General features: G+C 57.1%; 18 protein-coding genes and 1 pseudogene. 7 read left to right on the top strand and 12 right to left on the bottom strand.

All coding sequences use genetic code 11. From position 1 onward, the window contains the following. Position 1 precedes the first annotated feature (1 nt). From BM373_RS13765 to BM373_RS13750, 4 genes are read left to right on the top strand one after another with little or no spacing between them, the layout of a single operon-like run. A complete protein-coding gene (locus tag BM373_RS13765; protein WP_090462321.1) occupies positions 2–430 on the top strand; it encodes a PTS sugar transporter subunit IIA in 429 nt (142 codons plus the stop codon). A gap of 9 nt (positions 431–439) precedes the next feature. Then, positions 440–949 carry a PTS sugar transporter subunit IIB gene (locus BM373_RS13760; RefSeq protein ID WP_090462319.1) on the top strand — a complete coding sequence of 170 codons (510 nt, stop codon included), beginning with the start codon at positions 440–442 and terminating at the stop codon, positions 947–949. Next, on the top strand, positions 946–1743 hold the full coding sequence (locus tag BM373_RS13755) for a PTS mannose/fructose/sorbose/N-acetylgalactosamine transporter subunit IIC (RefSeq protein WP_090462318.1): 798 nt from the start codon (positions 946–948) through the stop codon (positions 1741–1743). The genes BM373_RS13760 and BM373_RS13755 overlap by 4 nt, the downstream gene beginning before the upstream one ends. Beyond that, the gene (locus tag BM373_RS13750; RefSeq protein ID WP_090462316.1) at positions 1743–2558 is read left to right on the top strand and encodes a PTS system mannose/fructose/sorbose family transporter subunit IID; all 816 of its coding nucleotides are present in this window, start codon (positions 1743–1745) and stop codon (positions 2556–2558) included. Before BM373_RS13755 ends, BM373_RS13750 begins: the two co-directional genes overlap by 1 nt. Before the next feature lie 159 nt (positions 2559–2717). Here BM373_RS13750 and BM373_RS13745 read toward each other — a convergent pair whose 3' ends face one another. Both BM373_RS13745 and BM373_RS13740 read right to left on the bottom strand, forming a co-directional pair. Next, entirely contained in the window at positions 2718–3500 is a 783-nt protein-coding gene (locus BM373_RS13745; protein ID WP_090462314.1) for a glucose-6-phosphate isomerase family protein, read from the bottom strand. Then, complete coding sequence (locus tag BM373_RS13740) at positions 3493–4053, bottom strand: glucose-6-phosphate isomerase family protein (RefSeq protein ID WP_090462312.1); 561 nt, start codon at positions 4051–4053, stop codon at positions 3493–3495. Before BM373_RS13740 ends, BM373_RS13745 begins: the two co-directional genes overlap by 8 nt. Before the next feature lie 222 nt (positions 4054–4275). On the opposite strand from BM373_RS13740, the gene BM373_RS13735 reads away from it, so the two are divergent. Then, a complete protein-coding gene (locus tag BM373_RS13735; RefSeq protein ID WP_090462310.1) occupies positions 4276–6234 on the top strand; it encodes a fructose-specific PTS transporter subunit EIIC in 1959 nt (652 codons plus the stop codon). Between the two features lie 12 nt (positions 6235–6246). Then, positions 6247–8904 carry a glycoside hydrolase family 38 N-terminal domain-containing protein gene (locus tag BM373_RS13730; RefSeq protein WP_256214643.1) on the top strand — a complete coding sequence of 886 codons (2658 nt, stop codon included), beginning with the start codon at positions 6247–6249 and terminating at the stop codon, positions 8902–8904. Positions 8905–9139: 235 nt separating this feature from the next. On the opposite strand, the gene rihC is transcribed toward BM373_RS13730, so the two are convergent. The 7 genes and pseudogenes from rihC to BM373_RS21845 form a co-directional block, all read right to left on the bottom strand. Then, the gene (gene rihC, locus BM373_RS13725) at positions 9140–10054 is read right to left on the bottom strand and encodes a ribonucleoside hydrolase RihC (RefSeq protein ID WP_090462308.1); all 915 of its coding nucleotides are present in this window, start codon (positions 10052–10054) and stop codon (positions 9140–9142) included. Between the two features lie 66 nt (positions 10055–10120). Continuing rightward, positions 10121–11071, bottom strand: a complete 951-nt coding sequence (gene ispH, locus BM373_RS13720) for a 4-hydroxy-3-methylbut-2-enyl diphosphate reductase (protein ID WP_090462306.1) — start codon at positions 11069–11071, stop codon at positions 10121–10123. Between the two features lies 1 nt (position 11072). After that, a complete protein-coding gene (gene fkpB, locus BM373_RS13715; protein ID WP_090462304.1) occupies positions 11073–11522 on the bottom strand; it encodes an FKBP-type peptidyl-prolyl cis-trans isomerase in 450 nt (149 codons plus the stop codon). 54 nt (positions 11523–11576) lie between these two features. Next, on the bottom strand, positions 11577–12074 hold the full coding sequence (gene lspA / locus BM373_RS13710) for a signal peptidase II (protein WP_090462302.1): 498 nt from the start codon (positions 12072–12074) through the stop codon (positions 11577–11579). Further along, positions 12074–14890: an isoleucine--tRNA ligase gene (ileS, locus tag BM373_RS13705; RefSeq protein WP_090462301.1), complete on the bottom strand. Its 2817-nt coding sequence runs from the start codon at positions 14888–14890 to the stop codon at positions 12074–12076. Before ileS ends, lspA begins: the two co-directional genes overlap by 1 nt. Before the next feature lie 37 nt (positions 14891–14927). Continuing rightward, positions 14928–15866 carry a bifunctional riboflavin kinase/FAD synthetase gene (gene ribF, locus BM373_RS13700; protein WP_090462299.1) on the bottom strand — a complete coding sequence of 313 codons (939 nt, stop codon included), beginning with the start codon at positions 15864–15866 and terminating at the stop codon, positions 14928–14930. Between the two features lie 7 nt (positions 15867–15873). Next, positions 15874–16089 (bottom strand): annotated as a pseudogene (locus BM373_RS21845) (DUF2575 domain-containing protein). Between the two features lie 104 nt (positions 16090–16193). On the opposite strand from BM373_RS21845, the gene rpsT reads away from it, so the two are divergent. Then, positions 16194–16457 (top strand): 30S ribosomal protein S20, encoded by a 264-nt coding sequence (gene rpsT, locus BM373_RS13690; RefSeq protein WP_032966233.1) that lies wholly within the window; start codon positions 16194–16196, stop codon positions 16455–16457. Between the two features lie 104 nt (positions 16458–16561). Here the strand turns inward: rpsT and nhaA are convergent, their stop codons facing one another. From nhaA to BM373_RS13675, 3 genes are all read right to left on the bottom strand, one after another. Then, a complete protein-coding gene (gene nhaA, locus BM373_RS13685) occupies positions 16562–17722 on the bottom strand; it encodes a Na+/H+ antiporter NhaA (protein ID WP_090462295.1) in 1161 nt (386 codons plus the stop codon). Positions 17723–17887: 165 nt separating this feature from the next. Next, positions 17888–20926, bottom strand: coding sequence for a chitinase (locus tag BM373_RS13680; protein WP_090462293.1), 3039 nt, complete (start codon positions 20924–20926; stop codon positions 17888–17890). A gap of 78 nt (positions 20927–21004) precedes the next feature. Then, complete coding sequence (locus BM373_RS13675; protein ID WP_090462291.1) at positions 21005–23071, bottom strand: glycoside hydrolase family 18 protein; 2067 nt, start codon at positions 23069–23071, stop codon at positions 21005–21007. Positions 23072–23362 lie beyond the last annotated feature (291 nt).

Genomic DNA, 23362 nt, shown 5'->3' with positions numbered 1-23362 from the left:
GATGATCCATTTTATGATTGCCACGCACGGGCCGCTGGCGGAGGCATTTCTGGCAAGCGCCCGCATGGTCTACGGCGAACTGCCGCATGTTTATGCCGTCTCACTCGACGACAATGCAGGCATCGACGGCTTTAAACGCAACTTTGCCGCCGTGCTGGAGCAGGCGCGCTCAGGCGCAGATGGCGTGCTGGTGCTCTGCGATATGCAAAGCGGCACGCCGTGGAATGTCGCCTGTACCCACGCTTTTGCCGCCGACACCGCGCCGCCGGTCGCGGTCATCGCCGGGGTTAACTTTCCGATGCTGTTGCAAACAGATGACGTGATGCCGCTGACTGACGTTCATGACGCCGCGAAGCAGTTGCTGCAACTCACTCAGCCGACGCTGGTGCAGGCGATCCCCGTCGCATCAACCCAATCCGATGATTTTTAAGGAACCGCTATGAGTCTTTCGTTTGTTCGTATAGATGACCGCGTGATCCACGGGCAGCTCGTGACGCGCTGGGCCAAAGAACTGCCCTGCGACGGGATTATCGCCATTGATGATGCCGTCGCCGCCGATCCCCTGCTCTCTTCGGTGATGAAAGGCGCGGTGCCGGACACCAAAGTCTGGCTGTTCGATACCGCGACGGCGATTGAAAAACTGCCGAAAGTGATCGCCAGCGAAAAGCGCTATTTCGTGATCGCCAAATCGCCCGTCATTCTGCAACGCCTTGAAGAAGCAGGCATCAGCCTGAAAAACGCCAACGGCAAAATCAACGTCGGGCCGATGAGCGCCCGCGCGAGCACCACCACCATCGGGCCGAATCAGTCGGTAAACAGCGAAGAGGCCGCCGCGTTTGAGTGGCTGGTCGTTAAGGGGCACCACATCGATTTCCGCCTGGTGCCCGATGCCAGTAGCTTTAGCTGGCAGGACGCCCGACAAAAAATCGACATGAGGGGATCATCATGATTTTTGAAGCCACACTTATCGGCATTCTTTGTTACCTGGGGGCGCTCAGCAGCCCCTGGCTGTTCGGCCTGACGGGAGGCTGGTATCTGATTACCCGACCGCTGGTTTCCGGGATGCTGGTCGGCCTGATTCTGGGCGATGTCAAAACCGGCATTATGATAGGCGTAGCGGTGCAGGCAGTGTACATCGCGATGGTGACGCCCGGCGGCTCGATGCCCGCCGATTTGAACTTTGTGGCTTATCCGGCGATTGCGCTGGGCATTTTGTCCGGCAAAGGCCCGGAAGTCGCCGTTGCGCTGGCGGCGACCATCGGCATCGCCGGGACGATCCTGTTTAACGCCATGATGGTTTTGAACTCTTACTGGAACCATCGCGCCGATATCGCCATTGAACACGGCGACGATCGGGGCTTATACCTCAACAGCGCGATTTTCCCGCAGGCCACCAACTTCCTGCTGCGCTTTGTGCCGACCTTTATCGCCGTCTATTTTGGCGCGCAGTACATCAGCGGCCTGATGGACAGCCTGCCGAGGATGGTTCTCTCCATTATGAACGTGCTCGGGGGCATTCTTCCGGCGGTGGGGATCGCCATTCTGCTGAAGCAAATTATTAAGAGTTACAGCCTGCTGATTTACTTCCTGGTGGGCTTCATCTGTATCGTTTTCCTGAAGCTGAACATGGTGGCGCTGGTGATTGTCGGCTCGCTGCTGGCGCTCATTCACTACAACTACAAACCGGACGCGCTGCCTGCTGTACGACCTGTCGCGGCCGCTGATGACGAGGATGAATTCTGATGGAAGCGCGTAAACTGACCCGTAAGGATCTGCGCCGCTGCTGGCGCGCATGGATGATGCACAATCTCTCCTCGATGAGCTTTGAGCGGCTGGAGTCGTTTGGCTTTTGTCTCAGCATGCTGCCCGTCGCCCGCAAGCTCTACCCGGACGCCGCCGAGCGCACTGAGATGCTGCGTCGCCACGCCTCTTTTTATAATACCGAACCGCAGATCGGCGCGATCGTCAACGGCATGGCGCTGGGGCTGGAAGAGAAAAAAGCCAACGGTGAACCGGTCGATGGCGAAACGATCAACACCCTGAAAGTGGGGCTGATGGGACCGCTGGCGGGGATCGGCGATTCGATGATCCCAGGGATGCTGATCCCGATCCTGCTGAGTATCGGCATGGCGCTGGCAGCGGGCGGCAGCGTGCTCGGCCCGATTTTTTATACCGTCGCCTGGCTTGGGATCATTATTCCCGGCTCCTGGTTCCTGTTTCTGAAAGGCTACCAGATGGGTTCCGGCTCGGTGGAAATGCTGGTCAGCAGTAAATCGACGCGCCTGCGTGAAGCGCTGTCGCTGCTCGGCGTTTTTGTGATGGGCGGCGTGGCGGCAAGCTACGTGAAACTCGGCACCGGGCTGGAATTTGTGACCAAAGACGGGGTGAACATTCACGTCCAGCAGATGCTCGACGGGATTTTCCCCCAGTTACTGCCGCTGGTGGTGGTGCTCGGCACCTGGTATCTGATGGCGAAACGCGGCGTGTCGCCGGTGAAAGCGATGCTGCTGTTGCTGGTGCTTGCGGCGGTGGGTGTGGCGGTGGGGGTGTTTGGGTGATTCAGTTTTCCACCCTCACCCCGGCCCTCTCCCTGAGGGAGAGGGAGAATTCCACCCTCACCCTAACCCTCTCCCTGAGGGAGAGGGGACAGCCCGAGCGCGGACTTGCTTTTCCCCCTCTCCCTTGGGGAGAGGGTCGGGGTGAGGGGTAAACCGATCTTAAGGATGAAATCCCACCCACTTCTGCCCCGCCAGTCCTGGCTTTGAAATAAACTGGAACCGCGCCGGGTCATCAATAAACTGCTGGTACAGCGGCGCATCGGTAATACCAAACTCGCTGTAGCGCCGGGCGGTGATGACCTGTAAACGCCCCGGCACATAATGCGGGTTGTGCTGCCAGATAATATGTTCATCCTGCACCAGCGGATACCACGCCAGCCCTTTGCGGGCGCGCACCGCATCATATTCGAAGCCGTACTCCCGATCGCACCAGGCCCCAAAAGTCAGCGGTTCATCTACCGACGCCGAGATCGTGGCATGGCCCCAGCCGGGCGGCACCAGCACTTTATCACCAGGCCCTGCGAGCACCGCAAAGCAGCGCCCCGGATCGTCTTCGACATACTCCTGCATGTAAATGATCGCTTTCCCCTGCCAGATCTCATACAGCTCCGGCGGTGACCAGCCGCTGTGCTGGCTGATGCGGTGTACATGCCCCTGGCTGCGCACCGGTTCATCGCCCAGTTTCCCGGCGGCATACGTCACCACGCCAAACAGCAGCATCCGCTTTTTCAGCTCGTCGCGATCCTCAAGACGCGCCACATCCATCGCAATGGCGTACAACTCATGAGGACCTTCGCAGTTCGGATCGCGTAATGAGGCGCGGATCTGATCGAGAGTGCGGATCTCCGCCATCGGCCCCATCACGTCGTCGCCGTAGCTGAAGCCCAGCGGATCGTGATGCACCGCCATGTCGAGGCCAAACCTGAGAGACGCATCAGCCATTTTGCACCTCCTTCGTCTGCACCACGCCGTCATCATCAACCACACGCAGGGCAAAACCGCCTGCCAGCGATGCATAATCATGCCCGGCCGCGCATGGCCAGACCGCCAGTGCGGAAAGGGTTACCGCGCCGGTGTTAATTAAACGGTGCGCTGTGTTGCCTGGAATGATGTGTACCGAGCCGGGGAAAACGTACTCCAGCCGCGCTTCGCCCTGCTCGCTTTGCAGCAGCAGAAGCCCTTCGCCATGCAGCCCGAAATAGACTTCGCCCTGCTCCCGTCGCTGATGGAAATGGCCGCGCGTCATAAAGAACTCATCGCCGACGCGCCCGGCATACAGATGCGTGACACCCACGTATAACTCGCCTTCAGCCGAGGGCGAGTCAAACAGTTCAACGTCGTACACCACCCGTTCGGGATCGCACTCAGACCATGCGGATTGATTAGAAAAAACACCGGCAAGCGCCTGCATCCGGGTTGATTTACGGATCAGCGGGCCGCCGGATAATACGCCGTCAGCCCATGCCACCTGCGGTGGTAACAGAAAAGCACTCATATTTTTAGTCTCCGCCCGAGGAGAACTCTGTACTTATACCAGCAAGTTAATCGAATAACCTCGCGCGCGGTTTTACCCTGTGAAGGGCCTCACAACCCGGCGCTAAAAGCTGCTAATAATTTTAGTTATGACAGGTTAATCGCGTTAATCACCCTTTTCGTTTTAAGTTAATCGATTAACCTAGCCTGCACATTTCGTACCGCCAACATCACAGGAGGGTGTATGTTGCTGAGTCATGTCACATCGGACGCGCTGATTTTTCTGGATCAACCCTGGAGCAGCCGGGAAATCATTTTAGAAAACCTGTGCCAGCGCCTGTTTGACGCGGGGAAAATCACGGATAAAGCCGCTTTTTTACAGGCGGTGTGGCACCGGGAAAGCCTCTCTGAAACCGGATTTGAACAGGGCATCGCCATTCCCCATGGCAAATCCCCCACCGTTTTACAGCCTGCCTTTGCTGTCGCCCGCCTGACAAAACCTGTCGCTGACTGGCCCACCATGGATGGCGAAGATCAGGTGGATCTGGTGTTCCTGCTGGCGGTACCGGAAAAAGATGACGAAGGCCATTTGCGCCTGCTCTCCACGCTCAGCACCGCGCTAATGGATGAGGCCAACGTCGCCGCGCTGAAAAAGGCAGATTCCGTCGCGGCTTTTCTTGCCACGCTCGACGGCGTGAACAACACGCCGGCAAAGCCTGTTCTCCCGGCCAGCAGCCAGAGCATTATTGTGATCACCGCCTGTTCAGCCGGTATCGCCCACACCTATATGGCCGCCGAAGCGCTGGAGAAAGCGGGCGCGGCGCGCGGTATCACTATGCTCTGCGAGAAACAGGGCGCGAGCGGCATTGAGGACGCGGTGACCGACGCGCAGATCGCCCGGGCGCAGGGGGTGATTTTTGCCACCTCGGTTCCGCCGAAGGGCAAAGCGCGTTTTAACGGCAAACCCTATGTCTCCACCTCGGTTTCTGAACCGTTAAAAAATGCCGATGGCCTGATTGAGCGGCTGCTGCATCAGCCCGACGGGATCATGGCGGAAACGCGCGAGCAGACTGCACCCGCGCAGGGGCAGCAGCCACGTTTTCTCTCCACGCTCTATATGGGCGTGTCGAGCGGCATTTCGTACATGATCCCGGTGATTGTCGCGGGCGGGCTGATGATTGGCATCGGCCAGCTCGCCGCCAGCATTTTTGGGGTGACGGATATCGGCAGCAACCGCTATGCCGATCACGCCAGCGAGACGCTGGTGATCCTGCATTTCCTGACGCTCTACGGTTCAATGATCATGAAGTTTATGTACCCGGTCTTTGCGGCGTACATGGCTTACAGCATCGCCGACCGCCCCGGACTCGTGCCGGGTTTTATCGGCGGTGCGTTCGCCGGAGGATTGCATTACACCCTGTGGGGCGGCAGCGGCGGTATTCCGTCCGGGTTTCTCGGCGCGCTGATCCTTGGCCTGCTCGCCGGGCTTATCGCGGATCACCTGAACCGGCATATCCGGCTGCACAAGCATTTGCAGGCGATGAAACCGATGCTGATCGTGCCGGGCCTCACCGTGCTGGCGATTTTCTTTATCAATTTCTATTTCGTTGATCCGGTGTTTGGCGGCATTAACCAGTTCTTCCAGCGTTTTATCGTCGCTCACGGCACCGGCAGCACCCTGATTCTGGCGATGATCATCGCTTCGCTCACCGCCTTTGATCTCGGCGGCCCGGTGAACAAATCCGCAGGCGCGATCGCCATTGGTCTGGCGGCGGATCATATTTTCCCGCTCACCGCCCGCGTGCTGGCGATTGTGATCCCGCCGATTGGTATTGGCCTGGCGACGATTATCGACCGCTACATCGTGCGCCAGCGGGTGTTTGACGAAAACCAGCGCATCACGGGCACCACCTCGCTGATCCTGGGCTTTCTCGCCATCGGCGAAGGGGCGATCCCTTTTATGCTGAAAAATCCGCTGATCACCATCTCGATTAATATGCTCGGCGCGGTGCTGGGCGCGGTCATCGCGATTAGCCTGGGCTCGGTGCAGTGGCTTCCGCTGCCGGCAATCTGGGGCTGGCCGCTGGTGCAAAATCTGCCTGCGTATCTCACGGGCATGGCCTCGGGGATCGCATTTATTGCCCTCGCCAATGTGTTTGTTCGCTATCACCTGATTAAGCGCGGCCGGATGGCGATTGAATAACAGGACGTTACGATGAAAAAGAAACAGATTTACGTGGTGGCGCACTGCCACTGGGATGCGGAGTGGTATTTCACCTGCGAAGACTCGCATATTTTGCTGGTGGAAAACCTCGATTACCTGCTCGAACTGCTGGAAACCGATGCCAGCTTTACCAGCTACACCTTTGACGGCCTCGCCATTGTGCTGGACGACTATTTGCAGGTGCGCCCGGAAAACGAAGCGCGCTTAAAAGCGCTGATTAGCGCCCGCCGTTTGTTTGTCGGGCCCTGGTATACGCAATGTGATTCGCTGCTGATCCGCACTGAATCGCTGATCCGCAATTTACAGTATGGGATCGCGACGGCGGAACGCTTCGGGCACAGCATGAACGTGGGCTACCTGCCGGACATTTTCGGCCAGCACGCGTATCTGCCCGCCCTGTTCCGCGATCTGGGGATTGATTATTGCGTACTGCAACGCGGGATCTACACCGATCAGATCCAGGGCGATCTGAACCTCAACTGGCGCGCGCCGAACCAGCAAACCATCGCCACCAACTATCTCTATTACGGCTACGGCCCCGGTAAGTTTTTATCCACCGATAAGGCATATCTGGAAGGCCGCCTGCTGCCGATCCTGGAACAGCTTGCCGCGATGAACACCCGTACCGATAAAATCCTCCTGCCCTGCGGCGGCGATCAGGTGCTGCCGAACGCCTCCTTCCCCACCACCGTGCGGGCGCTTAACGCGCAGGATCTGCCGTGGCATTTTCAGATGGCGGATTATGAATCCTACATGCGCGATGCGTGGTCGGAGAGCGAATTCAGCCACACTCTGGACGGGGAGCTGTTTGCCTGCCAGAAATCGCGCATCCACCGCACCTGCCACTCCACACGCTACGATCTTAAACGCCAGACCTGGCGCACCGAGCAGCTTTTGCTGGATAAGCTCGAACCGCTCACCGTCATTGCGCAGCAGCTAAACGTAAGCTGGCCCGCGCCGCTGATGGACGAGATGTGGAAAAAGGTCTTTTCCGCTCATGCGCACAACGGCATTGAAGCCTCGAACGCCGATGCGGTGAACCAGAATAATATGGCGCGACTGGTGAGCGTTGAGCGCTCTGCCCTCAGCCTGATCAATCTGTTAAAGAAGAAAATCAGCCACCAGATCGCCTGCCAGCTTGGGCAGAACAACATTCTGACCATCTTTAATGGCGATATCTCGCCCCTCGACGGGCTGGTTTCGGCGGTGATTTTTACCCGGCAGAAAGAGTTTGCCTTAACGCAGAACGGCGAAGCGGTCGCCCTGACCGTGGTGGAACAGACCCCGCTTGATGGCGGGCAAATCGTTATTGTCACCGCAGGCGGGGAAAAACTTCAGCCGGTGGAAGGTTACTGGCGCAACGAAGTGCTGCTTCGCGTCCCGCCGATGCGCGGTCTCGGCTATCAGACGCTGCTGGTGGAAGAAGGCGGTGCCGCGAATGTGCTCTCTCAGGCGACGGTGACGGCCATTGAAAATGACCACTATGCGCTGCGTTTCGTTGACGGTGGCCTGACGCTGGAAAATCGTCTGACCGGGCAGAGCGTCACTGATTTTCTGCGTTTTGTGGACTGCGGCGATGATGGCGATGAGTTTGATTTCGCCCCGCTGGAAGGTGAGACGCCCATCGAGGCGGGTGCGTTCCGGCTTATCGCCTGCGAGACGGGGGATCTGCTTTCACGCATGACGCTGGAGAGCACCCTCCTGCTGCCTGCGGATATGAACGCCCGCAAAGCCCGCGCCGGTTTAACGCCGATGACCATTACCACCACGCTTGAGCTACGCGCCAGGGAGCCGTTGCTGCGGATCATGCACGCGCTGGTGAATGTCGCGCAGGATCACCGTCTGCGGGTGCAGATCAAAACCCCGGTGGTGAACCCGGCAGAATCCTGGGCGGATCAGGGCTTTTCGCTGATCCGCCGCGACACGCGCAGCCGTTATCTTGACGGCTGGCGGGAGCAGGGTTTTGTCGAAAAACCGGTGCCGATCTACACGATGGAAAATCTGGTCTGCCTGCGCGACGGGAAAAACGTGATGGCGGCGATAACCCAGGGGATCAAAGAGTACGAGGTGCTGCCGGATGAAGATACCCTGGCGCTGACGCTCTACCGCAGCGTGGGGTTGCTGGGGAAAGACGACACCCCCTGGCGGCCTGGCCGGGCGTCGGGCATCAACAATAAAGTGGTGGAAACCCCGGATGCGCAACTGTTGCAGCCGATGACGTTTCACTATGCGCTGCTGCTGGATGCGGCAAAAACCGACGCTGCGCTGCTGGCTCAGGCGAACCGCTACCGGGAGCGCTATCTGAGCTACCAGTTACAAACGCTCAATACCTTTGAAGAGCGGCTGGAGCGCTTTAGCCTGCCGCTGGTCAACGAGGGGATCGCCAGCTACGCCCGGTGGCTGACGCTGGATAACCCGAATCTGCTGATGAGTGTGTGCAAGCCCGGCGCGGCCCGCAATGAAATTATTCTGCGCGTGTTTAACCCCGGCGAGCAGGCGGAAAAACTGGCGCTGAAGAGTACGCGGAAGATGGAGTTGTTTCAGTTGTCGCTGCGCGAGGAGCGCGTTGCGCCGCTGGCGGGAGATGTGATGGTGGCGGCACGGGATTATTTGACGCTGGCAGTGGTGCTGGGACCACCCTCACCCTAGCCCTCTCCCTGAGGGAGAGGGGACTAAACCCCTTCCACCCTCACCCTGACCCTCTCCCTCAGGGAGAGGGAACAAAACCCTCCACCCTCACCCTGGCCCTCTCCCTCAGGGAGAGGGAACAAAACCCTTCCACCCTCACCCTAACCCTCTCCCTGAGGGAGAGGGGACTGATCGAGTGCGGACTGCCCTTCCCCCTCTCCCCGTGGGAGAGGGCCGGGGTGAGGGACAACGATACTCACGGTGCCAGCGCCAGCACCTCTGCCACCCAACGGCGGAAACCTTCCACATCCAGCCCCAGCGCTACTTCGGTGTTGGCGGGCTGGCCGAGGCGGCCTTCGATATCCACTACCGTGGTGCCAGCGGTATAGGTCCCCTGGGTTTCCACCGCTACAAAACAAGGCTTAAGCGTAAAAATCTCCGGGCGCGCCAGGTATGCAATGGCGCATAAATCATGCATCCGCAGCCCACTGTTCATACTGCCGCTGCGATAGTGGCTGAACAGGGCATGAAGCATTTCCCCGGTCTTATTGAGCGTGGGCAGCGCCGCCAGATACTCCGGCGTCAGCACCGCCTGATTGGTCACGTCCAGCCCGCACATCACGATCGGCAGCCCGCTTTGAAACACCCGCGCGGCGGCTTCCGGGTCGATGGCGATATTAAATTCCGCGTTTGGGGTGAAATTCCCGCGCCCGGCGGAGCCGCCCATAATCACCAGCCGGCGGATATTGAACTGGCACTCCGGGTACTGGGACAGCAGCAGCGCAATATTGGTTAACGGGCCAATCGCCACCAGCGTGACCGGTTCAGGAGAATGCATCAGCAAATCGCGGATCGCCTGAAACGCCGGTTTCGCCAGCGGCTGACGTTGATGATCAATAAAATCATACCCTTCCATACCGGATTCGCCGTGCACATAAGCGGCATCGCGTAGCGGACGCAGCAGCGGCGTTGCCGCGCCCTGCGCCAGCGGCACATCGGCCTGCCAGAAGTGCAGGAGTTGCAGCGCATTGCGGGTGGTTTTCTCCACCGAGACGTTGCCCGCCACGGTGGTCATGAGTTTGAGATCCAGTTCAGGGGCAAAAAGCACCGCGGCGATCGCGGCGGCATCGTCAATGCCGGGATCGGTATCGAGAATAATCGGCTGGGACATGTTTTCTCCATAAAAAATGCCAGACACAAGGGTCTGGCATCGTCTCATTTTCAGCGCGCGAATAAATTATTCGACTTCACGGATGTCCACGCGCAGCTCTTTCGGCACCTCAAAAACGATATTTTCTTCACGCCCTTCAAGCGGAATGGCTTCTCCGCCGCCCAGCGACTGAAGACGCTTGATCACGTTCTGCACCAGAATATCCGGTGCCGATGCGCCCGCCGTCACGCCTACGCAGGCAGCGTTAACCACCCAGGATTCCTGAATGTCGGTGGCGTCGTCGATCAAAAATGCTGCCTTGCCCATACGCTGTGCCAGTTCAGCCAGACGGTTTGAGTTGGAGGAGTTTTTCGACCCGACCACCAGCACTACATCCGCCTGTTCTGCCAGCGCACGCACCGCTTCCTGACGGTTGGTGGTGGCGTAACAAATATCATCTTTGCGCGGGCCGACGATTTTGGGGAATCGCGCACGCAGCGCGTCAATCACCTCGGAGGTATCATCCACCGAAAGCGTCGTCTGGGTCATAAACGACAGCTTCGCTTCGTTTTTCACATCCAGGGTCAGCACATCTTCCGGGGATTCCACCAGGTACATGCCACCTTTCGGGTTGCTGTACTGGCCCATGGTGCCTTCGACTTCCGGGTGCCCGGCGTGACCAATCAGAATGGACTCTTCGCCGCGACGACTGGCACGCGCCACTTCCATATGCACTTTGGTGACCAGCGGGCAGGTGGCGTCAAAGACGGTCAAATCACGGCTTTTGGCTTCATTGCGCACTGCCTGCGAGACGCCGTGCGCCGAGAAAATCAGGATCGCACCGTCCGGCACTTCGCTTAGCTGCTCGATGAAAATCGCGCCGCGCTCGCGCAGGCTGTCGACGACATAGCGGTTGTGCACCACTTCATGACGCACATAAATGGGCGCGCCGTAAATCGCCAGCGCGTTTTCAACAATGCTGATAGCGCGGTCTACACCTGCGCAAAAGCCGCGCGGGTTGGCCAACAGGATCTGCATCTTATGCCTCCAGTACCGGATCGACTTCCAGTACTTCTATATCAAAATGAACGGTCTGGTTGGCCAGCGGGTGATTGAAATCCACGGTGATGGAATCGCCGTTAATCTCGCGGATAACCCCTGGCATTTCGCTGCCATCCATAGCGGTAAAGAGCATGATTGCGCCGATTTCAGGTTCGCCCGCGTCCATAAATTCACGGCGCGAGAAATACTGAATCAGATCCGGGCTGACGATCCCAAACGCTGCGTCAGGCTCCAGCGAAAAGGCTTTTTTGTCGCCCGCGTGCAGGCCCAGCAGGTGCTGCTCAAGACCTTCGGACAGCGAACCGTCGCCCAGGCGAAACAGCGCCGGTTTACCGTTGTTGCGGGTTGACTCCGCCGTGGAACCATCTTCAAGTTTCAGCGTGAAATGCACCAGCACCGCGCTGTTGCTCTGTACAGATTTAGACATGCAGATTTGCCTGTGTTTTGCCCGGTACGCGTCGCGCCACCGGGCGGGTGTTATTTACGCTGTTTTTTTCGCCGCTGAAGGTAAAAAACCTTCCAGCACAATCAGCGCCGCACCGATACAAATGGCGGTATCGGCGAGGTTGAAGGTCGCGAAGTGCCAGTTGCCGACATAGAAGTCGATCATATCGACCACAAAGCCGTGCCACAGACGGTCGAACAGGTTACCCAGCGCGCCACCAATGATCAGCGCATAGGCGATGTTGTTCAGCTTCTGCGACGCCTTCGCGCGATACATCATCACCATCAGTATGACGCAAATGCCGATAGCGATCCCGGCGAAGAACCAGCGCTGCCAGCCGCCTTTATCGGCCAGGAAACTGAATGCGGCACCATAGTTGCGCGCGTAATGCAGATTAAGCGACGGGAACAGCGATACCGTATCCCCCAGAGCAAAGCTCTGGAGGATCAGGAATTTGCTGCCCAGATCGATAATCAGCACGACTACCACCAGCCACAGCCAGCGTAGCCCTGTTGAAAAGATCGGTTTACTCATCAGGCAAACTTACGTTTTTCGCCGTCACCGGCAACGTTAACGACACAGCGTCCGCAAATTTCTGCGTGTTCCGCCACCTTGCCCACATCGGTGGTGTAGTGCCAGCAACGCGGGCATTTATCACCTTCGGCTTTCGCGAGCGACACCTTCAGCCCTTTGAGCAATTCGCTCTGCTGGGCGTCGGCCTGAGCACTGGCATAATCCTCAACACGTGCGCCTGAGGTCAACAGGACAAATCGTAATTCCTCGCCCAGCGCGGTCAGTTTTGCTGCCAGTTCCGGTTCGGCGTACAGGGTCACTGCCGCTTCCAGAGAACCGCCCACTTTCTTATCGGCACGCGCCTGCTCGATGACTTTGTTCACTTCGCCGCGCACTTTCAGCAGCTCGTCCCAGAAGGCATCGTTCATGGCTTCGGTATCGGCCAGACCAAACAGGCCCTGGTACCATTCGCCGGTGAAGACGTATTTTTCGCGATCGCCTGGCAGGTAACCCCAGATTTCATCCGCGGTGAAGGACATGATCGGTGCCATCCAGCGTACCAGCGCTTCGCTGATGTGATACAGCGCGGTCTGGCAGCTACGACGGGCAACGCTGTCAGCCTTCGCGGTGTACTGACGGTCTTTGATGATGTCGAGATAGAACGAGCCCATTTCGATGGAGCAGAAGCGCATCAGGCGCTGCACCACTTCGTGGAAATCGTAGGATTCATACGCTTTGACGATATCTTCCTGCGCGGCCTGCGCACAGCCGACTGCCCAGCGATCCAGTACTACCATCTCTTCCGGTTTCACCATGTCTTTCGCCGGATCGAAACCGTTCAGGTTCGCCAGCAGGAAGCGCGCGGTGTTACGGATACGACGATAGCTGTCGGCAGCGCGTTTTAAGATCTCGTCGGAGACCGCCATTTCACCGGTGTAATCGGTGGACGCCACCCACAGACGCAGAATATCCGCGCCCAGTTTGTTCATCACATCCTGCGGGGAGACCGTGTTACCGATGGATTTGGACATTTTGCGGCCCTGTCCATCCACGGTGAAGCCGTGGGTCAGCACCTGACGATACGGCGCTTTGCCTTTCATGGCGGTGGAGATCATCAGCGAGGACATGAACCAGCCGCGATGCTGATCGGAACCTTCCAGATACATGTCGGCAGCGTGACCGGCGAATTCCGGGCGCACATCCACAACCGAGGAGTGGGTGGAACCGGAGTCGAACCACACGTCCAGGGTATCCGGCACTTTCACGTAGTTGTCGGCGTCGTCACCCATGATGTCGCGGGCGTCGAGATCCCACCAGGCCTGGATGCCGTCCTGTTCAACGCGCTTCGCCACTTCTTCCATCAGTTCCAGCGTGCGCGGGTGCAGCTCTTCGGTCTCTTTATGCACGAACAGCGACATCGGCACACCCCAGGTGCGCTGACGGGAGATACACCAGTCCGGGCGGTTAGCGACCATCGATTCGATACGCGCCTGGCCCCAGTCCGGGATCCACTGCACGCCTTTGATCTCAGAGAGCGACTGCGCGCGCAGACCTTTCTGATCCATGCTCACAAACCACTGCGGGGTGGCACGGAAGATGATCGGCGTTTTGTGACGCCAGCAGCACGGGTAGCTGTGCAGCAGTTTTTCAACGTGCAGCAGTGCGCCTTTCTCACGCAGCAGTTCAACCACTAAATCGTTGGCTTTGAAGACGTGAACGCCATCAAGCGACGGGTAAGTCCCCGGCAGATAGCAGCCGTCCGGACCAACCGGGTTAGCGGTTTCCAGACCGTATTTCTGGCCGATGACATAGTCGTCCGGGCCGTGGCCTGGCGCGGTGTGCACCGCACCGGTACCCGCGTCGAGGGTAACGTGATCGCCCAGGATCGCCGGTACGTCAAAGCCCATAAACGGATGGTTAAAGCGCAGCAGTTCGAGTTCAGCGCCGTTCACGGTGCCAAGCACGGTGAATTCAGTGACGCCGATGCGTTTCATTACGCTTTCGACCAGATCTTTTGCCACGATCAGCGCCTGGCCTTCGATCTGCACCAGCGCATACTCAAACTCAGCTGACAGAGAGATAGCGCGGTTCGCCGGCAGCGTCCACGGGGTCGTGGTCCAGATCACCAGAGAGATCGGACCGCTGACGCCCGGCAGACCAAATTTCGCTTTGATCGCATCCTGATCGGCGGCGGCAAATGCCACGTCGATGGATGGGGAGGTTTTGTCGTAATACTCGACTTCCGCTTCGGCGAGTGCAGAGCGGCAGTCCACGCACCAGTGCACCGGCTTCGCGCCTTTATGCAGGTGGCCGTTGCCGATGATTTTACCCAGCGCACGGATGATGTTGGCTTCGGTTTTGAAGTCCATGGTCAGGTACGGGTGCGACCAGTCGCCCAGCACGCCCAGACGAATAAAGTCTTCGCGCTGACCGTTTACCTGAGTGGCGGCGTATTCACGGCACTTGGCACGGAATTCTGCGGCGGTGAATTTCTCACCCGGTTTGCCAAATTCCTGCTCTACTTTCAGCTCGATCGGCAGACCGTGGCAGTCCCAACCCGGCACATACGGCGAGTCAAAACCGGCGAGTCCTTTGGACTTCACGATAATGTCTTTCAGAATCTTGTTAACCGAGTGACCAATATGAATGCTGCCATTCGCATAAGGAGGGCCATCATGCAGAATGAAGGTTTTTTTGCCTTTTTTCGCCGCACGGATGATGCCGTACAGATCATCATCGGTCCAACGCGCCAGCATTCCCGGTTCGCGTTTGGCGAGATCGCCACGCATCGGGAACCCTGTTTCCGGCAAATTCAGGGTAGATTTATAGTCACTCATCAGATTCTCGGTTCCGTATTTAAAACGTATTTTGGCGTTAAGCCGGGTTTTTTAGCCCTAAAATTTCGCGGGCGGTTAACTCATCTTTGGCAATTTGCGCTTTGAGCTCATCCAGTGAGGCAAATCGCTGCTCGTTGCGTATTTTTTTACGCAGTATGACATCTATATGGCGACCGTAGAGGTCCATTACAACGTCTAAGAGATGAACTTCAAGCTGCTGACGCACGCCCGCCACGGTTGGACGGGTGCCGATATTGGCAACGCCCGGCAGCAGTTGCTCCCCCAGACCCGCGACTTCTACCGCGTAGACCCCTTTCACCGGGGAGACCTGCCGACGCAGCGGTAAATTCGCTGTGGGAAAACCAATGGTGCGGCCCAGTTCATCGCCGTGCACCACGCGCCCGGAAATGGTGAACGGGTGCCCCAACAGGTTTTCAGCAAGCGCGAGATCGTCACAGGCGAGCGCCTGGCGCACCGCCGTGCTGCTGACGCGAACTCCCGCCTGGCAGAACGTTTGCGTGCTGGTGACGTCAAAACCGTACTCCAGCCCCGCTTTCTGTAATAACAAGAAATCGCCCTGACGACCAGCGCCATAGCGGAAATCATCACCCACGGCGAGAAACTTCACGCCGAGGCGCTCCACCAGCAAATCGCTGACGAAGTTTTGTGCCGTCAGTGCCGCGAAACGCCTGTCAAAGCGCAGGCACAGCACGTAGTCCACGCCGCATTCAGCCAGATAGCGCAGCTTGTCACGCAGACGCGTCAGGCGAGCAGGCGCTTTGTCACCAGCGAACAGTTCAAGCGGTTGCGGTTCAAAAATCATCACCACAACCGGCAGACCACGCGCAACGCCTTCTTCACGCAGTCCCTGTAAAAGGGCCTGATGACCACGATGCACGCCGTCGAAATTACCAATGGTCAACACACACCCACGCGGGGCCTGGCTGAGATTATGTATGCCGCGTATCAGCTTCATGTCTGGCTCAAAAACAGGGAAATCGGCAGAGTATACCTTGTACAGCGTTCAAGGTTAACCGGCGATTGGCTTCACGAAACAGAAAGCCGTCTTGATTTCATTGCCCTTCTGCCAGGTACGGCAAAAATCTCGCCTTTGACTGTGATTTTTATGGCAGAAAAGCTGTATTCACGTGCGGCTTGCTGGTAGAATCCTGCGCCATCACACGTAACGAGCGTTGCAACTTAGCGGCGCTTATTTGCACAAATCCATTGACAAAAGAAGGTGCAGAGGGCATATTCCTCGGCCTTTGAATTGTCCACATAGATCATATTTGGGAGTTGGACCTTGGCTAATATCAAATCAGCTAAGAAGCGCGCCGTTCAGTCTGAAAAGGCACGCAAGCACAACGCAAGCCGTCGCTCTATGATGCGTACTTTCATCAAGAAAGTATACGCAGCAATCGAAGCTGGCGACAAAGCAGCTGCGCAGAAAGCATTTAACGAAATGCAACCGATCGTGGATCGTCAGGCCGCTAAAGGTCTGATCCACAAAAACAAAGCAGCGCGTCATAAGGCTAACCTGGCCGCGCAGATCAGCAAACTGGCTTAATCGCCCGCTTGTTGTACTTTGTTAAAGAAACCCGCTCAGGCGGGTTTTTTTATGCCTGTAATCCGGCAATGGGCCTGCGAAATATCACGCAGGCCCGATTGTTATCAGGCTTTAAACTTCAGACGTAGCAGCCCGTAACCCACCACAGCCGACAGCACTGAACCTATCAGAATGCCCAGTTTGGCCCAGTCCACCAGTTTGGGATCCAGCTCTGCGAAGGCGAGCGTCGTAATAAAGATAGACATGGTGAAGCCAATCCCGCACAGCACGCCAACCGCCATGATTTGCGAAAACGATGCGCCGTGTGGCAGCTTCGCCATTTTCAGTCGCAGCGCAAGCCAGGTGAAAATGGTGATGCCAAGCGGCTTGCCGATAAACAGTCCCGCCATAATCCCCAACGGCAGCATTGAGGTTAATCCACCCAGCGTCACGCCCTGAAGCGAAACACCCGCGTTTGCAAAAGCAAACAGCGGCAGGATCAGCCAGCCCACCCACGGGCGCAGCACGTGCTCAAGATCTTTAGCCGGCGACCTGCCCTCTTTCTCTTTCAGCGGAATAAAGAAGCCGATGATGACCCCGGCAATGGTGGCGTGTACCCCGGACTTCAGCACCGCCGCCCACAGCACCAGCCCGACGAGAATATAGATCCCGGTGCGCCGCACGTTCAGGGCGTTCATCAGCGCCAGTACCGCTATCGCGCCCCCGGCTACGCTAAGGGAAAGCATCGAAAGCTGGCTGGTATAAAACAGCGCGATAATGACGATGGCACCCAGGTCATCAATGATCGCCAGCGCCATCAGGAAAATCTTCAGCGTGACAGGAATGCGGCTACCCAGCAGCGCCAGCACACCCAAAGCAAAAGCGATGTCCGTTGCGGTAGGAATGGCCCAACCGTGGCGGGCAATCGGGTCGTGCGCGTTAAACAGCAAATAGACCAGCGCCGGGAAGACCATCCCGCCCAGTGCGGCAATCACCGGGAACACCGCCTGTTGGCGTGTCGCCAGAGAGCCCTGCACCAGCTCGCTTTTCACCTCAATACCTACCGCCAGGAAGAAAATCGCCATCAGGGCATCATTAATCCACAGCAGCACATCTTTATGGATTTCGAGCGAACCGATGGTCAGTTCTACCGGCGTGCTAAGAAAACCGTGGTAAATGCCCTGCGTCGCGTCCAGGTTAGCCAGCAGCATCGCTAATGCCGCCGCGATGATCAGCACCACTCCCCCGGAGGCATCGCTATTAATAAATCGATGTAAATACTTCATTTTACTCTCTCAGACAGCCAGAAAATGCACGTTAGACATCTTAAAGAGTATGAAAGCGCGATAAAAGCAGATTATGGTTTAATCGCCCGCCCGTTCGCCAAATCCATGATTCGGCGCAACGCCATAAAAAAACGCGCCCGAAGGCGCGTGATTATTCATAAAACATCAGATAAAAAAGCGGGGTGACGCGGCATACTCGCGCATTTTCTCCGCCAGCCAGCCGCCGTCATCGCCGTTTGAGCCGATAGTGGTGAGACTGACCGTTGAGCCACCGCCCCACAGTACAGAGAAGATGTTGTACTCCGGCAGGTTTTTCGCCTGCATCTGGCCCCAGTCGTAGCCATTGTCTTTTAACAGGAACTCACCCACCGTCGCCGCACCGTAGGTGTTCCGATTGAGCGCAAGCGTGGTCAACGCTGGCGTAATCGCGCTGATGCTGGAACCAATCCGCGCATCCCCCATCAGGAACGTGCCGCCAGAGGCAAAATGGCTGGACGTGATCAGGGAAGTCCCCTCTTCGCGGGTCGGCATATGGCCGCCCGGTATCTGCCAGATCATCGCCGGTTTATTCAGACCGGACGCGGTGCCCTTCACCATGTTGAGATAGTTAAACCAGCAAGTGGCGTTCCAGCCGTAGTGCGCCAGCGCATCCGGGCTGAAGCAGTCACGCTCAAATTTATCGAAAACGATAAAGTCCGGCACGTAGTTGCCTTTATACACCCCCAGTTCGTCAATGAACGCCACGATCTGCTGCGCCTGTGCAGACGGATCGGCATTGTCGCGCAGCAGCCAGTCAGCGCTACCGGTCGCCCAGACGTTCGTCTGCCAGCCAAACGGCACATCTGGCGCAAACTGGTGCTTCACATAGTTAATGGCCTGCAGATAGCCGTACAGATCGTCGCTAAATCGCGGCAGTACCGGCACGCTGTAGTGCAATTGTCCCGCCAGCGCATTCACCGCTTCCGCCAGTTGCTGATTCACCTGCATGCTGTTTTTAGCCCGCACGGCGGTATAACCGTAAGGCTCTTGCTGCATCGCGCCGAGGAAATCCGGGTTCATCACAAAGGTGGCGGGCACCGGATGATCCGCGTCTTTGTAAGACTGTGCAGCCACGCACTGGGTAATAAAGTTGCCGAAGTGGTTACGCAGCTTTTGGATATCCTGCAAATCTGGCAGCGCGCTGCCACCGCTGGCGTTGGCGGTATACACCACCATCACCGGCATCACCGGACGCCCGGCCTCTTTTTCGATTTTGCGCGCCACATCCATGGTTTTGTGGATCGGCAGCAAATTGAGATCGAGGAAGCCGTCGCCGTTGGCATCCACTTCCGCAGCCGGAATGGGATCGCCGCCGCCATCAAAGCCGTCGTATTTAAACAGCGCATCCACCGGCACGCCCGCATAGGCGGCAACGCTTGAGGAGGCATTCACGGTGACGCCACCGTGTGCCAGATACGCAGGCCAGCCGCGCACCTGTAAATGCACGCCCTTCTCAAACGGCAGGGTGATGACATTTTTACTTTGCGCCAGCGTCAGCGTGGTCGGGAACGCGCTTTGATAAATCGCCCCGCTCTGGCTGATTTTCATCGCCGGTACGCTGTACTGACCGCTGGCAAACCGCAGCGGTAGCTTCTGTTTGGCGGTATCGCTGGAGAGCATCACGATGTACTGAATGCTGCCACTTGCGGTGGTGAAGCGATAGCGCTGTCCTGGTGTGCCGGATGGCAAGCCGAGGATGGTCGCCTGCACCTCAACAAAATTCGCCGTATTCACCTGCTGCTGCTGGAAATGCACCGTTTGCGCGGCGCGCTGGTTCTGTCCGGCGATAAAATTCGCGCCAAACAGCGGTGACACGATTTGTACGTTATTGATGGTCGTGGGGATGAGGGCGATATCGTAGCGCTCTCCGGCCACCAGCTTGTTGACGGTGGTGGTCGCGCCAAAGGTCAGGGTGACGGCACGCACCACGGCGTCATGCTGGCGCAGTTCAACCTGAACGCAGCCCCCCTCCAGGTCGGGCGCATCCGCCAGGGTCAACTCCACATCGGCATAATAAACGGCGGGCAGCCAGTCGATCTGACACTGCTGGCGATCGTTGCTGCTGGCCAGGGTGATCGCCGTTTGCGCCTGTTTCGGCGTCAGTTTAAGGGTGGCGTTTTCCAGCGTATCCACATTCAGGCGGTATTCACCCCGGCTCAGGCCGTCGATGATCTGCGTTTCGCCCCACGCGCCGGTGTAGCTTTTCTGGCTGCCGTCGGGACGAGTCAGGGTGAAAGTCGGCAGCAATCCGGCCGTTGCGCTCAGCGCCGGAAAGCTCACGGCGAGCGTGCCCTGACTGCCGGGATCGCTCGCCAGCGTCGCGCTGATATCGGCTAATTTGACCGGGGTTTGCGTGGCAGCCAGGGCGCACTCCAGCGTTCCGGACGCGCCTGCCGCCAGCCACAGCGGGCCGTTGTTATTAATGATGATACCGTTTTTTTGAATCGGCCATCCGCCGTCGCTGGTGAATGTCGGGGCCTGATTGCCCGCAAGACTGCCGGTAAAGGGAGAGTAAATGTCCGGACGGGCAGAGGCGGTAAAGTGGATCGCCAGCTTGTTGATATCCACCGGCTGGTTGTAGCCGTTGGTGAGGGTAAAGGTCAGACGTTGATACCAGCTATTGCTGTTAACGCTGCTGTGGCTAAGGGAAATACCGCTGCCGGTGACAGGCTCAATCGGCGTCACAGGATCGAGGGGTTCTTCGGGCGTTTCCGGGATCTCTTCTGGCTCAGGCGTGGGTTCTTCTTCCGGCTCAGGTATCACCGGCTCCGGCTCGTCGACCGGCGGGATTGGGGTGCTGTCCGCTTCGTTCGCCAGGCGCAGTGTCAGGTTATCAAACAGCAAAGGTACGCTGCTGGCTGCAAGGCTAAAACTGATTTTGCCGCTGGCACCGGGTTTGAGCATCAGCGGCGTGCTGTTATTGATGATGATTTCGTTGTCTTCGCTCACACCCTGCGGCGTGTTGTTCAGCGTCAGCGGCTGGTTGCCGATAAGCGAGCCATCAAATACGCCCCAGGGATCGGGATGACCGCTGGCAGAAAAACTCAGGGTGGCGCGATTCAAATCGGCCGCCTGCGTGCCGGTATTGGTGATAGTGACAACGACTTTTTGATACCAGTTGAATGCGTCGATCTTGTTCGTTTTGATCGTCAGTTGAGAGGACATATGAATCTTCCTGGTCCTTGATAGGTAAAAAAAAGCCCCGGGATCCTGCCCGGGGCAACGGGGTCAAATTAATTCAGATTAATAAGCACCCAGATCGGTCCATACAGAGTACGGCGCGCAGTTTTTATCCGGCTGCTGACCCTGGGAGTACCAGTTCACACGGTAGTTGTGACCTTTCCAGCTTACGGTTTCGAAGGTGCCCCAGTTACCGCCATACACGGTATTGGCATTCCACAGCGGGAACGGCGTGGAAGCGGTGTTTTCTTCCGGCTCAACAGGCGTTGGGTTCGGCGTATTGTTTTCTTCCTCTTCCTCTTCTTCCTGCTCTGCGGCGTTACCCAGCGCCGGAACAACCGTCAGCACAAAACGCTGCTGAGAAGACGGCTCGTTATGAACATCACGCACGAACAGAGTGAAGTTCAGTTCTTTTTTCGCCGCGACTTCAGGAACGGTGAACTCGATAACGGCTGCCGTTTTATCTGCCACGCTCACGCCAGCAGGTACGCCCCAGCTATAGCTCAGTTCGTCGTTGTCCGCGTCGGTTGACCCTTCCGCAGTCAGCTGTACTACAGAACCGCCTACCACGTTCAGCGCGATCATCGCTTCCGGTGCATGGTTGATGGTGGTTGGTTCTTCGGTTTCAGTGTTGCCACCTTCGATGTTGATCCCTTCAAAGTAGAACGGAGCCATATCGACAGTTTTGGTCACCAGCTCATAGCCCAGACCTTCACGCGCGGCGTTCACCAGCACACCGTTGTCCTGGTCGATAGTCCAGGTAAACAGGCCGCCCAGCTTGTGTTTGGCTGCGTATTCACCTTTCGCCTTCACTGAACGCGGAGTATCGAGAGACATGAACAGTTTGGACTGCGGGTTGTACAGGTAGTCCGCATCGGCCACTTTGTCGGTGTAAACGTTAAAGCCGTTACGACCTTTCTGGTTTTCCAGATCCAGGTAGTTGTAAATGGTGTCGTACCATTCGGTGCAACCGGATTCGAAAGTACCCGTGGTGGTGCCCTGACCTGCGTTGTATGAGCCTTTCAGCGGAGAGAAGCTTTCGATCTCAACGTTGCGGGCGTTACGGGTGTAAGCAGCATAACCAATGTTGATGCGGTCAGACGGGAAGCCTTCAGCGATCAGATAGTCAATCACGCTATCCACGCCCCAGCCACCGGTCACTAACGCTTTCAGGTTAGTGTGGTGAGACAGGGTTTCTGCCCACGGCGTACCGAAGAAGTCATAGGTCATCACGTTGATGCCGTACAGACCGGCTTCCAGCAGCGCTTTCACGTTGGAGTAGCCCAGGGTTTCTACCACAGCGGAGCTGGCGATAGAGATTTTCACATCGCTACGGCCTGCGGCGTTCAGCTGGGATTTCAGCTCAGCGATCAGCAGCGCATAGTTCGCGCCATCTTCCGGGCCGTGCGGGTTGTTATTACCGATGTTGTTCGGGTATTCCCAGTCGATATCCACTTCGCTGAACATCGGGAACTGTTTGAACAGTTTCACCACGCCTGCGGCGAAGGTTTTACGGGAAGACGCAGTTTTCGCCATTTCGTGGAAACCGTTACTCATGGTCCAGCCACCGATGCTCATGGACAGCGCCAGGGTGTGGCCCTGTGCTTTTGCCGCTTTTTGCAGGTTACGCAGACCGCCGATGATGCCTTTAGCTTTTTCCTGAGTAACTGTCGCCCAGTCCATCTCTTCCCAGCCGCCGTCAACGTTTACGTTGGTAGAAGACTGGAAATCGCCCCACGGGTCGAGGAAGGTCGGTTCGTTAGTGGATTTTTTGGTGTTAATCGCAGCCTGTTCGATAACGTACTGTTTTTCACCTTTATCGCCAACGATGCCGACAAAGCCCAGAATGATTTTGTCATAAGCAGTTGGAGAAACTTTTGCCAGGTCGTAACCACGGCCACGGTTAGCCGGTTCATTCTGACCAGACAGACGGCCATCGTACTGGGACCAGTCGGTATAATAACCGAATACTTTCGGCTTATTCGTACCTTTATATTTGTTATAAACTGGTTTAGTCACGCGGGCAGAAGTATAGCTATATTTTTCTACTTCTGTTGCCGGGTTAAAGCCATCGGCGGCATTACTCATTTCCGTGTAATCGTCACCCTGAATTAATTTGCTAGTAGCCATTTCGAAAATCCTTTCATTAATTGGTTAAAACAGCGATTTGCTGTGCCATCAGAATGTTCGAAAAGCCCCTGCCACTCAAATCACAAGGCATCGCAAAAAAGGAAATGAGAATATGATATTCCCTCACAGGGAATTGATACCGTCTGCACATCTGATAAATGACCTGTCAGTGACCTCAACTGCTTTATGGCCAGGCGTTTCTCCGTTCGGGTTTCAAGTCTGATTTAACTGACAATTAAATCGTATTTAATTCATAGCCATTTTTGTGATGCAGCGTCATTTTATAAAGAC

Source organism: Enterobacter sp. kpr-6 (assembly GCF_900116015.1).
Classification (GTDB): domain Bacteria; phylum Pseudomonadota; class Gammaproteobacteria; order Enterobacterales; family Enterobacteriaceae; genus Enterobacter_D.
Note: the sequence above shows the minus strand (reverse complement) of the source record. Positions and strands in the feature narration are given on the sequence as shown.